The 13,676-nt window shown below is 69.7% G+C and carries 12 protein-coding genes and 3 pseudogenes; 2 read left to right on the top strand and 13 right to left on the bottom strand.

Going from position 1 to position 13,676, the window contains the following annotated elements; translation table 11 throughout:
- Window positions 1-419 precede the first annotated feature (419 nt).
- The 9 genes and pseudogenes from OHS16_RS06395 to OHS16_RS32075 all read right to left on the bottom strand — a co-directional run bounded on the left by OHS16_RS06395 (window position 420) and on the right by OHS16_RS32075 (window position 7,503).
- Complete coding sequence (locus OHS16_RS06395; RefSeq protein WP_328536196.1) at window positions 420-1,112, bottom strand: DUF4232 domain-containing protein; 693 nt, start codon at window positions 1,110-1,112, stop codon at window positions 420-422.
- Window positions 1,113-1,487: 375 nt separating this feature from the next.
- Complete coding sequence (locus tag OHS16_RS06390; protein WP_328536195.1) at window positions 1,488-1,661, bottom strand: hypothetical protein; 174 nt, start codon at window positions 1,659-1,661, stop codon at window positions 1,488-1,490.
- Between the two features lie 74 nt (window positions 1,662-1,735).
- Window positions 1,736-1,861 (bottom strand): annotated as a pseudogene (locus tag OHS16_RS32080) (helix-turn-helix domain-containing protein); the annotation flags it as partial.
- 3 nt (window positions 1,862-1,864) lie between these two features.
- On the bottom strand, window positions 1,865-3,007 hold the full coding sequence (locus tag OHS16_RS06385; RefSeq protein ID WP_328536194.1) for an LLM class flavin-dependent oxidoreductase: 1,143 nt from the start codon (window positions 3,005-3,007) through the stop codon (window positions 1,865-1,867).
- Window positions 3,008-3,063: 56 nt separating this feature from the next.
- Window positions 3,064-4,248, bottom strand: a complete 1,185-nt coding sequence (locus OHS16_RS06380) for an SfnB family sulfur acquisition oxidoreductase (RefSeq protein WP_328536193.1) — start codon at window positions 4,246-4,248, stop codon at window positions 3,064-3,066.
- A gap of 3 nt (window positions 4,249-4,251) precedes the next feature.
- Entirely contained in the window at window positions 4,252-4,806 is a 555-nt protein-coding gene (gene ssuE / locus OHS16_RS06375) for an NADPH-dependent FMN reductase (protein ID WP_328536192.1), read from the bottom strand.
- Window positions 4,807-4,865: 59 nt separating this feature from the next.
- A complete protein-coding gene (locus tag OHS16_RS06370; RefSeq protein WP_328536191.1) occupies window positions 4,866-6,083 on the bottom strand; it encodes an acyl-CoA dehydrogenase family protein in 1,218 nt (405 codons plus the stop codon).
- Between the two features lie 65 nt (window positions 6,084-6,148).
- Window positions 6,149-7,267: a dimethylsulfone monooxygenase SfnG gene (gene sfnG, locus OHS16_RS06365; protein WP_328536190.1), complete on the bottom strand. Its 1,119-nt coding sequence runs from the start codon at window positions 7,265-7,267 to the stop codon at window positions 6,149-6,151.
- 143 nt (window positions 7,268-7,410) lie between these two features.
- Complete coding sequence (locus OHS16_RS32075; protein ID WP_443042567.1) at window positions 7,411-7,503, bottom strand: putative leader peptide; 93 nt, start codon at window positions 7,501-7,503, stop codon at window positions 7,411-7,413.
- Window positions 7,504-7,640: 137 nt separating this feature from the next.
- On the opposite strand from OHS16_RS32075, the gene OHS16_RS06360 reads away from it, so the two are divergent.
- Window positions 7,641-8,585, top strand: coding sequence for a LysR family transcriptional regulator (locus tag OHS16_RS06360; RefSeq protein ID WP_328536189.1), 945 nt, complete (start codon window positions 7,641-7,643; stop codon window positions 8,583-8,585).
- 101 nt (window positions 8,586-8,686) lie between these two features.
- Here the strand turns inward: OHS16_RS06360 and OHS16_RS06355 are convergent.
- The 4 genes and pseudogenes from OHS16_RS06355 to OHS16_RS06340 form a co-directional block, all read right to left on the bottom strand.
- Window positions 8,687-9,102: pseudogene (locus OHS16_RS06355) on the bottom strand (type II toxin-antitoxin system VapC family toxin).
- A pseudogene (locus OHS16_RS06350) lies at window positions 9,099-9,260 on the bottom strand (CopG family transcriptional regulator); the annotation flags it as partial. The pseudogenes OHS16_RS06350 and OHS16_RS06355, both read right to left, overlap by 4 nt.
- Before the next feature lie 122 nt (window positions 9,261-9,382).
- Window positions 9,383-10,087, bottom strand: a complete 705-nt coding sequence (locus tag OHS16_RS06345; RefSeq protein ID WP_328536188.1) for a response regulator transcription factor — start codon at window positions 10,085-10,087, stop codon at window positions 9,383-9,385.
- Window positions 10,084-11,952: a sensor histidine kinase gene (locus tag OHS16_RS06340; protein WP_328536187.1), complete on the bottom strand. Its 1,869-nt coding sequence runs from the start codon at window positions 11,950-11,952 to the stop codon at window positions 10,084-10,086. The genes OHS16_RS06345 and OHS16_RS06340 overlap by 4 nt, the downstream gene beginning before the upstream one ends.
- 219 nt (window positions 11,953-12,171) lie before the next feature.
- Between OHS16_RS06340 and OHS16_RS06335 the strand changes: the two genes are divergently transcribed.
- The gene (locus OHS16_RS06335) at window positions 12,172-13,668 is read left to right on the top strand and encodes a GntP family permease (RefSeq protein WP_328536186.1); all 1,497 of its coding nucleotides are present in this window, start codon (window positions 12,172-12,174) and stop codon (window positions 13,666-13,668) included.
- The last annotated feature ends 8 nt before the right edge of the window (window positions 13,669-13,676 follow it).

Raw genomic sequence — 13,676 nt, 5'->3', positions numbered from 1 at the left:
CTTCAGGAGAAGACGATCGGGTGGATGAGACGCTGCGCGGCGTGTTTACAGGGAGAACAGTTCTTCCTGATAGTTCTCGACCATGTCGCACCGCGGATAGAAGAGACCAGGCAGCATGAACGTCCTGGGCCGCTTGGCCGGGTTGCCGACGAATCAGTGGACGACGTCGTCCGGGGTGAACATCCGGGTGGGGCCGAAGCGCCCAGGGTCAGGCCCGGACACACGGCCTGTCAGTCGGCGGCGAGACGGTCCTGGAAGGAGTCCGCGCAGCGGCTTCTCCAACGACCCCAGGGCGGCCAGTCCCGGCTCCGGACGGTTGACTTTCCCCGCATCCAGGTGTGGTGATGCAGCCGCCTCCGGGCCAGGCCCCCGTTCGGTCAGGGCGGCCGAGCGCCGTGGCCTGACAGGAGCCGCCGCTCCTACTTGGTGGTGTGGGTGGGGTAGACCTGGACGTCGGTGTAGGCGCCCTTGATCTGGCCGGCGGCGGCGGGCCAATTCAGGCTGACGGTGTGGGTCTCGTTCGGGGGCGTGACCAGGATGTTGGTCGGGGTGGAGAGGCTGTTGCCGGTGGTGTCGATGGTGTAGGCGAGGTCGAAGATCGCGGCGTCGCCGGGCTTGAGGATGGTGATGCGCGGCTGGGCCGGGCCGCGCTCGATGGGGTTCGATGTGTGGTCGGCGTCCTTGATGTCGACGCCGGCGAAGCCGGTGGCCGAGCAGGTGGCCGAACCCCGGTTGATCATGGTGATGTTGATCCGGCCGGAGGTCTTGTCGGGCGCGGCGTTGGTGGCGTCGATGGCCAGGTCCTCGGTCTTGCAGAACGCGACCTTGTTGCTGGTCGTCGCGGCGCCGTTCGTGCTGCCGGGACGGGTGCCCGCCTGGGTGCCCTGGCCGCCGGAGTCCGGCTTCGTGTTGTCGGCGGTCGAGTCGCCGGAGTTCGAGCCGCCCCCCGGCTTCGAGCCACCGTCCGAGGACGAAGAAGACCCGGCCGAGGACGGGGTGGAGTCGCCCTTGGCGGAGGAGTCCTTGCCGGAGCCGTCACCGCTGCAGGCGGTGAGGGAGAGGGTGGCGGCGAGGCTGATGGCGGCGAGAGCGGCGATGCGGGTGTGCTTCATGGTGTTCCCCCGTGAGTAGTGCGGTCCGTGCGGTCAGAAGTATTTGTATCTCGCACCGAGTTACAGGCGGTTCTTCGCGACGTCTTCGTTCTGTCACAGGTGTATCGGCCCAACTGGCCACCCGGGGAACGTCGCAGAACCCGCTGCCTTCCCGAACGCGACTGCTCGTGGTCACGCATGTCGTCGCGTGCGCGGCTGGACGGGGCTGCGCAGTTGCCGACCGGGGCGGTCGCTGTCGAGTTCCAGGCGCGTGTCGCAGCCCGTCGATGACGATGCTGAGCATGCGCTCGGTGCGTTCCCGCCTGTCGGGACCGCTGCCGGTCTTCGACAGGAACGGCATCAGCAGGAGGACCTCGTCGGCATCGGCACAGGGTCTCAGCTGTCTGGCGCCTTGAAGGCGGTGAGTAGCTGGTCCAGTGCCGCGGCGACCGGCGGGTAGAAGTGACTGCCCAGATCGGCGCGGGTGGTGGCCTCCATGGCCGGGGGCGCCCCGTGTTTGCTGCTGCCGTACGTGGCGAGCTGCCGGAACCGGAGGCGCAGTGCGTCCATGGGTTCGTGTTCGTTGAGCAGGCGTGGGTGGCTTCGACCAGTTCTTCGATGTCAGTCCGGTAGACGGCGAGGAGCAACGCCTCGCGGCTGGGGAAGTGCAGGTAGATGGTCCTCTGGCCTACGCCGGCTGCTTTCGCGATCGACTGGAGGGCCGTGTCGGGGGCGCCGGCGGGGCGTCCATATCTTCCTCGGTCGGTGATCTGTCAGGCGAAGGGCACCTGGACAGCCCGAGCTGCACTCTTCTCGAACGGGTGCTGCCACAGGCCCTCTGAGGCCAGCCGGGGCAGCACGCCCTCACCGAACCAGTACGCCTCCTCCAGGTGCGGATAGCCGGAGAGGATGAACTCGTCGATGCCGAGGGCCGCGTACTCCTTGATTCGCTCGGCGACCTCTGCGTGGCTGCCGACGAGGGCGGTGCCCGCGCCGCCGCGCACCAGGCCGATCCCTGCCCAGAGGTTGGGGTGGATCTCCAGGCCGTGCCGGTCCCCACCGCTGTGCAGTGCGAGCATCCGCTGCTGTCCTTCGGACTCGCTGCGGGCAAGTCCTGCTTGCACGGATGCCACAGTCTTCTGGTCGAAGCCCTCCAGGAGCCGGCCGGCCTCGGCCCACGCCTGCTCGGACGTGTCCCTGGTGATGACGTGCAGCCGGATGCCGAACCGTACCGAGCGCTGCTGTCTCGCGGCGAGCTCCCGGATCCGGGTGATCTTCTCGGCTACCTGTGTGGGAGGTTCGCCCCAGGTGAGGTACACGTCGACGTGCTGGGCCGCTATCTCGCCGGCGATCGGCGAGGAGCCGCCGAAGTAGACCTCGGGGACTGGATCCGGCGTGCGTGCCAGCCTCGCGCCCTCGACGCTGAGGTGCTCGCCTGGCAGGTCGACCGTTTTGCCTTCCCACAGGGCCCGGACGATCCCCAGGAACTCTCCGGTGCGGCGGTAGCGGGCGTTCTTGTCGAGGAAGTCGCCGTAGGCGCGCTGTTCGTGGCTCTCGCCGCCGGTGACCACGTTGAGCAGGAGCCTGCCTCCCGTCTGCCGCTGGAAGGTGGAGGCCATCTGGGCGGCGAGCGTGGGGGAGACGAAGCCGGGGCGGAAGGCGACCAGGAACTTCAGCCGCTCGGTGTGCTGGGCCACCATCGCCGTGGCCAGCCACGCGTCCTCGCACCAGGCGCCGGTGGGGGTGAGTGCGCCCACGAAGCCCAGGTCTTCGGCGGCGCGGGCGATCTGGCTCAGGTAGGCCACCGTCGGGGGCCGGTCCCGTCCGCTGGCGGTGGCCGGCGTTCCGTGACCGCCGCCGACGACATGGCGGCTGTCGCCGTTGGTGGGCAGAAACCAGTGGAAGGTGAGGGACACGTGGTGTCTCCGTTCAGGAGGTTCCGGGTGTCTGACAGGTCCTGGGAGCCGGTCTGTCAGAGCAGGCCGTGGCGGGGCGGCCGGGTGTTGTTGAGTACGTGGCGTCCGATGTGCTGGATCTTCCAGCGGACCGGATCGTGGAGCGTATGGGTGCGGGCGTCGCGCCAGTACCGGTGCAGGTTGAGGGAGTTGAGGGCGGAGCGGGTCCCGGCCACCTCGAAGAGGGCGCCCGCCACCTCCACGGCGGTCTGCGCGGCCAGTACCTTGGCGGCTGCCACGGCGATCGACGCCTCGGCCGCCGAATCGTCGGTGAGGTCGACTCGGGCGGTGTCCACGGTCCGCGCCGCGTCACCCAGCAGTGCCTTTGCAGCCCTGACCTGGACGGAGAGTTCGCCGAACCGCTGGATCAGCAGCGGATCCTCGGCGGCCGATCCAACGCCGCTCTCGAACCAGGGGCGGCTCTTGGTCCGTACGAACTGGGCCGCCTCTGCGAGGGCGGCTCCGGCGATACCGGTGTCGATCGCCGCGTGCAGCAACTGCGCGACCGCGCCGTGGAGTTGCGGGCCTTCGAAGGTGAGGTGGTGCGGTAGGACGCGGTCGGCCGGAACCCGTACGCCCTCCAGGCGCACGGTGCCGCTCGCGGTCGTGCGCTGGCCCAGGCCGTCCCAGTCGTCGACGACGGTGAGGCCCGGGGCGTCCCGGGGCACGTAGGCCACCTGCAGGGTCTCGTCGTCCGTGCGGGCCAGGACGGGGATCCAGTGGGCGAAGAGGGCGCCGGTGGAGTAGTGCTTGACTCCGGTCAGGTCGTACGAGCCGTCGGGCCGCCGTTCCAGGCGGGTGCGGATGTCCTGGACGTGCTTGGTGCCCGCCTCCGACTGGGCGTTGCCCAGGCGTGCCCCGGAGAGCAGTTCGGCGAAGAAGAACTTCTGCTGTTCGTCGGTTCCCTGGCGTCGGATCACGTTGACGTAGGCGAAGTGGCTCTGCGGGATCTGGGCGAGGCTGGCGTCGGCGGCGGCCAGCAGCCGGAAGATCTCGGCGAGGGTCTCCGCGGAGACGTCGGCCCCGCCGTGTTCGGCGGGGACGGTGACGGCGAGCAGCCCGGACGCGGAGAGCCGGTCCAGCTCCGCACGCGGCAGGCGGCGTCCAACGTCCCGCGCGGAGGCGTCGGCGCGGAACTCCTCAGCCAGCGAGGCGGCGACCGTGAGGGCCTCCGCGTCGTTGGCGATGACGTGTGCGGTCATGGCTCAGCCCGCCACGGCCAGCAGTGGCGCACGGCCGAGGGCCGTCACGAACTGGTCGAGGACCTGGGACAGCGCCTCGCTCGCGGCCGGAGCTACAGTCAGGGAACCGTCCTCGTGGGCGGTGAGGTCCTTGTCGAGGGTGAACCAGCCCTGGACGATGTGAGCGGCGCCCATGGAGCTGAGCACCGGGCGCAGGGCGTAGTCGATGGCCAGGACGTGTGCCGTGGTACCGCCGGTGGCCAGGGGGAGCACGGTCTTTCCCGCGAGGGCGTACTGCGGAAGCAGGTCGAGGAGGGCCTTGAGGACGCCGGAGTATGCCGCCTTGTAGACGGGGGTGCCGATGACGACCCCGTCGGCGCGGGCGAAGAGCTCGGTGGCCTCGATGATCGCGGGGTGGCGGAAGTCGGCGCCGAGCAGCGCTTCGGCGGGGATGGTGCGGACGTCGAGCGGGATCACCTCGTGGCCCTGGGCGGCGACGCGCGCATCCAGGTGGCGCAGCAGTCTTCCCGTGCGGGAGGAGGCAGAGGGGCTGCCGGAGACGGACAGGACGGTGGCCATGGGTGCCCTTTCGGATGGTGGGGGCGCCTTCCACGGCGGAAGGCGGCCCCGGAGCGCGGTCAGGAGTACCAGGTCGGTTCGGGCAGCTCACCGCTCAGGACCCAGCGTCCGACCTCGCGGCGCTTGTAGGAGACCGGGTCGTGGAGGGTGTGGGTGCGCACGTTGCGCCAGAACCGGTCCAGGCCCTCGGCGCTGGCGGTGGAGCGGGCCCCGGTGACCTCGAAGATGCGGCTGGAGACTTCCAGGGCGACATCGGTGGCTCGGGCCTTGACCGCGGCCACCCGTACCTCGAATTCGCCACGTGCCTGCTCGGTGACCGCGTCGGGGTCCTCGTGCAGTCGCTGCCCCTCGGCGGCGACGGCGTCGGCCAAAGCCTCGACCGCCCACAGCTTCGCGGTGAGGTCGCCGTAGACGTCGATGACGTACGGCTCGTCGGCGGCGCGCTCATGGCCTCCGTGCAGCCAGGGGCGGGTCTTCTCGCGTGTGTAGGTGGCGGCCGTCTGCAGCGCGCCGGCCGCGATGCCGAGGTAGAAGTTGACGAAGACCAGCTGGATGGTGGGGACGTTGAGGGTGTTGTAGATGCGCGGCTGGAACTTCTTGTCGACGTATCCGGCCGCGGAGGACCACGGGGTGCGGACGCCGTCGAGGGTGACGCCGCCGCTCTCGGTGAGCCGCTGGCCGATATTGTCCCAGTCGTCGTGGAAGGTCAGGCCGTCGCTGTCGGAGGGCACGATTGCGAAGACGTGCTGGTCGGTGCCCTCGAAGACGCCTTCCAGAACGGTGACGTCCGAGATCCTGCTGCCGGTGGAGAAGGTCTTTCGACCGGTGAGGACCAGGTCGTCGCCGTCCTCGGTCACGAGGACGTCCGCGTCGCGCGGATTGACGGCTCCGCCGAAGAACCAGCGGTGCCTGGCGGCCTCGGCCTCCACGTGCTCCCACTGTTCGCGGGTGCCCACCAGGCGGGCGGCCCAGTTCCACAGGTAGTGGTAGCCGAGGAGCTGGCCGATGGAACCGTCGGCCTTGGAGACCTCGCGGACCACCCGGTAGGCGGTCGTCCAGTCCTGACCCGCGCCACCGTGCGCGACGGGGCCGAGCAGGGTCACCAGGCCGGATTCCTTGAGGAGTTGGACCTCGGCGTGCGGGGTGGCACCCGCGTGGTCGCGGGCGGCGGCGTCGGTGGCGAGGACGGTTGCGACCTCGGTGGCGCGGGCGATCCATTCCTCGGCGGACTGCGGAGCGGTACGGGTCTGCCAGTCGACGGGCGTGACAGTGCTCATGGTGAGTGACCTCTTTCGCGGCGTGCGGTGCGGAAGGCGGGAAGTACGCAGGGCGCGCGGTGATCTCAGGCGGGGACGGGCGCGGACCCGGCTTCGCCGTCGGGAAGCTGGGACTCCAGTTCACGGACCAGGGGCAGGACCCGCCGGCCGAAGTACTCGACCTCCTCGTGGTAGTGCAGGAAGCCCAGGAGGAGCATGTCGACGCCGAGCTTCTTGTACGCGACGATCCGCTCGGCGATCTGCTCCGGCGTCCCGATGAGCCCGGTACGGAAGCCGTCGTTGTACTGCACCAGGTCCTCGAAGGAGGAGTCCTGCCACATGCCCTTGCCGTCCGCGGCGGACCGGCCGGCCTGCTTGACGGCCGCGCCGAAGCCATCGACGGCCTCGGTGTCTGCCCGGGCGACGATCTCGCGCAGCGTCTCGCGCGCCTCGGCCTCCGTGTCACGGGCGATGAGGAAGCCGTTGAGGCCGAACTTCGGTGCGCTGCGGCCCGCTTCGGCGGCGGACTTGCGTACGTCGTCGAGCTGCTCGGTGACCCCGGCGAAGTCCTTGCCGTTGGAGAAGTACCAGTCGGATACACGGCCGGCCATGGCGCGCGCGGCCGTGGAGTTGCCGCCCTGGAAGATCTCCGGATGGGGGCGCTCGGGTGAGTTCAGCGGCTTGGGCTTGAGGGTGAAGTCGCGCAGCCGGTAGAAGTCGCCGGCGAGTTCGGTGTGGTCCTCGGTCCAGAGCTGACGGAGCGCGCGGATGAACTCCTCCGAGCGGCGGTATCGCTCGTCCTGCTCCAGCCAGGGCTCGCCCAGGGCGGTGAACTCGCCCTTGAACCAGCCGCTGACGACATTGACGGCGAATCGCCCTCTGGAGAGGTGGTCCGCGGTGGCACCGAACTTGGCGAGGACGCCCGGATGCCACAGGCCGGGGTGTACGGCGGCGATGAGCTTCAACCGCTCGGTGGCCAGCAGCAGGACGAGGCTGAAGCTGGTGGACTCGTGCTGGTACTCGGCTCCGTAGCTGGCCATGTAGCGGACCTGGCTGAGGGCATAGTCGAAGCCGTTGTTCTCGGCGAGGACGGCGAGTTCCCGGTTGTAGTCGTAACCCCAGTCGGTGCGCTGTTCGATATTGCTGGTGACCAGGCCGCCGCTGACATTGGGAACCCAATAGGCGAATTTGAGGGGCGCGGGCATGCAGAACTCCTGTCGCGGAATGCTCGGAATTTCAGGCACGCCGAATTCGGCAGGCTTGTGCGGGAGCCGGATTCAGACGGTGTGAGGACAGCGCGGCACGCGTGTTTGTACGACGGGTGCGGGCACTGGGGGAGGGCGGCGGATCAGCGAGTCAGGCCGCAGGAACGACAGGAGGCGCTGGAGACGCGAGCGAGGTCGACATGGCGTCGCCGCGTGAGGTCCAGTCGCTTGTTCATGAACTCGATGCTGGCAGCAGTCCATGAGAACCGTCAAGGGGAACCCGACCGGTTTCGTATCGTGGACCATTGGATTTCACGAACCTGTGACAGGGGAAACCTTGCACTGATCAGAAAACCAAAAGCATTCTTCTTGTATGCGGACCGAACAATTGGAATACATCTCCGCGGTGACACGGCTCGGTTCTCTCCGTCGGGCGGCGGAGGAGCTGCGCATGTCGCAGCCCGCGTTGAGCGAGACGGTCAGAAATCTGGAACGGGAGCTGGGCGTCGACCTCCTGGAGCGCAAGCGGTCCGGATCGACGATGAGCGCACAGGGGCAGGAGCTGCTGCCGCACATCGCGAGCGTGCTGGAAGCGCTGGACCGGCTCCGGGCCGCAGCCGGCGAGCAGCACCGGATCAGCCGCATGGTGCGGGTCGGCACGGTGAACGCGGCAACCGTGCCGCTGCTCGTGCCGGTGGTACGGGACTTCCGCGCGACGCATCCGGTCACACAGGTCGAGGTGGTCGGTGTACAGCAGACAGAGATCCAACGAGCCCTCTCCGAGGGCGGCTTCGACCTCGGACTGGTCAACCACCTGGACGGCGACGACGTACCCGCTGGCCTCGAGACATCCCGGCTCCTGCGCGGCCGGCCGGTGGCCTGCATGCACCCCGGCAGCCCCCTCGCCTCCCGTACGGCGATCACCGTGGAAGAGCTCCTCAGCGAACCTCTGGTCGCGATGCGCTCCGGTTACGTCATGCACCGGTTCGTGCACCGGCTCCTGGCAGGCCGGGACCCGGTCTTCTCGTACTCCACCGACGGCGCCGAGATGGGCAAGCTGATGGTGGCCGAAGGACTCGGTGTCACGGTCCTGCCGGACTTCAGCGTGATCGGCGATCCGCTGGAGAGGCTCGGCAGGATCACCCACCGACCGCTCGCGGACGACTCGACCCACGTACTGCTGATGCTGCAACGCCGGAAGGGCGACGCGGTCCCGCAGGCGGCGCAGGACCTGCACCAGGGATTCGTGCGCAGGGCCAGAGAGTTGAACGGGGTATCAGATCTCGTCGCTCCGACAGCATGCTCGGCCGGGGCCTGACAACTTTCGGGGCAGGTTCCGGACGCCAAGCGGCGGGGGTTGTGGTGCTCGTGGCCGCGGCGGATTCAACGCACGCACGTTAGCGCGGGGCAGCTCACTGCTCAGATCTTGATCACGGTGGCGCGTGCGCCGCAGAGTGTGGCGATGTCCTCCGGGTCGGAGGTGAGGACGGTGATGGGGCCGGGTGCGGCGAGGGCGGTGGCGCTGAGCATGGCATCGATGGCGTACTTGTGCCCGTGCAGCTCGGCATCGGCGAGCAGTGTGCCTGCGTGGCGGGCGATCTGCTCGGTGACCGGTTCGACCACGAGGCGGGACAGTGTCCATTCCAGAGCCGGGCGGTTCATCCGGGGTGTACCGCCTCGACGAGGGTGGCCGCGGACGTGATCACCCGCAGGTCGTCGGCTCGGGCGAGGGCCAGCCACGCGGTGACTGTGCGGTCACGCAATACGGCCTTGGCCAGCCCTTCGCTGTCCAGCACGAGGGTGCCGCCCGGCGCGGGGGCGGGGAAGCGGGTCACGCGGTGTTTGCCCCGCCCTGCACCTGTGCCTGATGGAGCTGAACGCGCAGAGCCTGGATCTCCTCATCGGTGATGGCGCCATGTTCGGCCTCGGCGACGGTGATGAGTTCGTTGAGGTTGTCGCGTTCGATCTGGCGGGCAACGGCGGCGGCGACGTAGAGCCCTTGCCGTGCACCCCAGGCGCCGCCCGAACGTGCAGGTCAGCCGGCCTTCGCCGCAGGCACCAAGATCGTCACGCACGGTCGCGCGTGACGAATCGCGTGCGACCGCGATCAGGCCGTCACGGCATCCGGTACTCCTGCTCCGGCCGCCCCGTCGTCCCGTAGCGCAGGCTCATCCGCAGGAGGCCCGAGGAGACGAGCGAGGCGAGGTAGCGCTGTGCGGTGGCGCGTGAGACGCCGATCAGTTCGCCGACCTGTCCTGCGGACAGCGGCGTCGGGGAGGTCCGGACGGCCGTCAGCACCGCGTCACCGGTCACGGTACGGGCCGTGGGCCGGCGAGCGGGGCGGCGGGCGGCGGTCTCCCGCAGTGCGCCGTACGCGTCCTCGACGGTGCTCTGGTCCACGGACTCCGCGTCCGTCAGCTGCCGGAACCGGGCGTAGCCCCGCAACTTCTCCGCCAGCAGCCCCGGTGGGAACGGTTTGATCAGATAGGCCAGTGCGCCCGCCGACAGCGCGCGGCGCACCACCGGGCCCTCGGCCGCCGCGCTGAGGACGAAGGTGTCGCAGTCCAGACGGTGCAGCAGGTCGATGCCGCAACCGTCGGGGAGATAGATGTCGACGAGGGCCAGGTCGATGGTCGTGCCGGCGGCCGTGGTGGCGGCGATGGCCTCAAGTGCCGTCGCCGCTGTGTGTGTTGTACCGGCCACCGTGAAGCCAGGGACGCCTTCCACCATCGAGGCGTGGATACCGGCGACGCGGAAGTCGTCGTCGACCACGAGGACGGAGAGCGGCGGCCGGGCGGGTGCGGGTACGCGGTCCGTCACTGGTCCGCCTCCATGACGTCGTGGAGCCGGGCCACGAACACCGCGCCGCCGGAGACCGGTTCGGTGGCCCGGTCGATGTCCGCACGGGCGCCCGGGCCGGCCTTCCGGGTTCCGTCAGGGAGTCCGGGGGAGGGCGGCGGCCCGCCGGGTTCCGCGAGGTACACATCGCCGCCCCCGGTGCGGGCGATCTGTCGGGCCAGGGCGAGGCCGATGCCGCGTCCGCCCACGACCGAGGCGTGGTTCTTCGTCGACACGCCTTCGGTGAACACGTCGTCCGCCGGTACGGCCGGGACACCGTCGCCGGTGTCGGCGACGGTGATGAGCAGGGTGGTGTCCTCCGTCATGAGTTCCACTTCGACGGACTTCACGGCGCGCAGTCCGTGCTGGGCGGCTTCGATCGCGTTGTCGACGAGGTTGCCGAACACGGTGGTGACGTCCACGGGCGCTGCGAGGGCGCCTTCGACCCAGGTGGCACCCCCGATGACCAGGGTGACCCCGCTCTCCCGCGCCTGCGCGGCCTTCGCCGACAGGAAGGCGCGCAGATAGGAGTCACGGACCGCGTCGATACCCGGCAGCGCCTCGCCGAGCCGGCCCGTGCCGAGGATCGTGTCGATGTAGTCGGTGGTTTCGTTGAGATGCCCGCCGCGGGCCAGCGCGGAGACGACGTGCAGCCGGTTGGCGAACTCGTGGCGCTGCGCGCGCAGCGCCGAACTCATCGCCTGCACCGCGTCGAGCTGGCGAGTCAGGGACTCCACATCGGTACGGTCCTTGACGGTCAGCAGCGTGCCGAGATCGCGGCCGTCCCGGAGCACCTTTCGGGACGAGATCACCAGCACCCGCTCGCCGACGGCCGCCATGACCGGGCCCTGTGCGGGGCTGCGCAACGCCTCGGCCACCCGGGGTGTCAGCCCCAGTTCCCCGAGGTCCCGGCCGGGGACGGCGCCGGGCACGAGCAGCCGGCGCGCCTCGTCGTTGACGACCGTGACCTTGCCCTCGGTGTCCACGGCGAGGACACCCTCGCCGATGCCGTGCAGGACCGCTTCCTGTTCCTGTACGAGTCCGGCCAGTTCCTCAGGTTCGAGCCCGAGGGTCAGGCGCTTCCACCGTCCGGCCAGCATCGCGGACGCGGCGACGCCGAGCAGCAGGGCGACCACGAGCCAGCCGAGGCCACCGAGCAGAACGCGGAGGAACTGGGCCTGCACTGCGGATGCGGCGAGCCCGGCGTTGGCCTCGCCGACGACCTCGGTGGTCGAGCCTGGTGCGTACACGGGGACCTTCGCGACGACCTCGTCACCGAGGTGAGCGTGATGCCGCGCCAGCACTTCGCGTCCGGCGAGCGCGCCGGAAGGGTCGGTGCTCACCTTCCTGCCCAGCTGCGAGGGTTCCGGGTGGGCCAGCCTGATGCCCCGGTCGTCCGTGACGACGACGAACAGCGACCCGGTCCTGACCCGCGCGGCCTCGGCCACGGTCTGCACCGTGCCTTCCGCGAGCGTCGCGCGCGCGGCGTGTGCCGCGCCGCTTCCCGGGCGGTTGTTGGCCGCGGAGAACTCGGCGGTGGTGCGCCGGACGGATGGCTCGGAGGCGACCGTCCGGGCCACCGCGAGCGCCCGCAGCTGGTACTCGCGGTCGAGCCGGTGCTCATTGGAGTACGCGAAGGCGGCGAACACACTGGCGAGGGTGACCGCGACCACCGCGCACTGCAGCAGCAGCACCTGGGTTCGCAGCCGTACCCGCTCGGACCACCGTCTGCCGGCTAGCCGCCGGCCGGTGCCCCGCCGCCCGGTCCGCCACGGCGCGGACGGCTTGCCCGGGGACGACTGGTCCCGGGAAGACGGCACCCGTCCCGGCGGTTCGACGATTCTCACCCGCCGACGGTAACCCCGGCGCGGACCGTGCACAGAATGCGCAGAACGCACAGATCAGGGGTTTCACGGGTTATGTGCACAACCTGGAGGCGCCCGGCGCCCGGCCGATACGTTCCCGCCGGAACACAACGAGCCGCACGCCAGGAGTTCTTCAATGACGACAGCACTCACCGCACCCTGCCCGGGTACGGCCCCCGACGGCCGATCGGGAGGCCGGCTGTGACGGGCCACACGTGGACGCTGCTGATCATATTGGCCGCGGCCATCGCCGCGCTGATCACACTGATCAACTCCCGGCTCAGGTTCCACCCCTTCATTGCCCTGATGGCCGTCTCGGTCGGGGTCGCCCTGGCGGCGGGACAGCCGGTCGAGAAGATCGCCGAATCCCTGGAAACGGGTGCCGGCGGCATCCTCGGCGACGTCGGCGTCACCCTCGCGTTCGGCGCCATGCTGGGACGGCTGCTGTCGGCGTCGGGTGCCACGGACAGGATCGCCCGGCTGATCGTCGACCGCGCGAGCACCCGCTCCCTGCCGTGGTACGTGGCGGGCGCGGCCTTCGTCATCGGCATTCCGATGTTCTTCGAGATCGGCCTCATCGTCCTGCTCCCGCTGATCTTCAGCGTGGCGCAGCGTCTGGAACGTACTCACAAGATCAACGGATCCCCGTACGTGTATCTGGCGGCGCCCGCGATCGGCGCCCTGGCCACCCTGCACGGCATGGTGGCCCCGCACCCCGGTCCGCTGGTCGCAGTGGAGGGCCTGCACGCGAATCTCGGCATGAGCATCGCCGTGGGCCTGGTCTGCGCGATACCCACGATCATCATCGCCGGCCCGGTGTACGGCCGATGGATCGCCCCACGCCTCGACGTGCGCCCCGACCCCGAGCTGATCGCCCGGTTCACCGGGAACGGCAGCCCCTCGAACGGCATCGCGTCGGACGGCGACCCCTCGATCGCCAGCCCCTCGGACGGTGCCCCGCAGATATCCGGGGAGCATGATTCCCTGAGGACTTCGGCCGAGACCGATGCGCCGCAGGGGCCCCGGGAGAACACGGTCCGCACCGGCTGGGCCCTGGCCGCCGTGCTCGTTCCCGTGGTCCTGATGCTGCTGCGCACCATCGCGGAACTCGTGTACGACGAGTCCAGCCAGGTGCGGCACGTACTGGCCTTCACCGGTGAGCCGGTGATCGCCATGTTCGCCGGTTTCCTCTTCGCGCTGTTCGCCCTCGGATACCGCAGCGGCCTGTCGCCGGATGCGATCCGCTCCTCGCTCACGGACAGCCTGAAGGCCGTTGCGGGCATCCTGCTGATCATCGCCGGCGGCGGGGCGTTCAACCAGGTCCTCGAGGACTCCGGGATCGGGCAGGCCGTCGAGTCCGCGGCATCCGGCATGCACATCAATGTGATCGTGCTGGGCTGGCTGCTGGCCCTGCTCCTGTCCTTCTCCACCGGCTCCGCCACGGTGGGCATCGTCGCCGCGACGGGCATCCTCGCCGCTCTCGCGCAGGGCGGCGGCAGCTTGCACACCTCGCTGCTCGTGGTGGCCATCGGCGCCGGCTCGGTCGGCCTCAACTACGTGAACCACGCCGGGTTCTGGCTGGTCAAGGAGTCCTTCGGGATGACGCTCGGGCAGGCCACGAAGTCGCACACCGCCATCCAGACCATCGTGAGCGTCTGCGGACTGCTGATGGCGCTGCTTCTGTCGACGCTCGCCTGACCCGGGAG

Source organism: Streptomyces sp. NBC_00344 (assembly GCF_036088315.1).
Lineage (GTDB): Bacteria > Actinomycetota > Actinomycetes > Streptomycetales > Streptomycetaceae > Streptomyces.
This window is presented reverse-complemented; position numbering and strand designations above follow the sequence as displayed.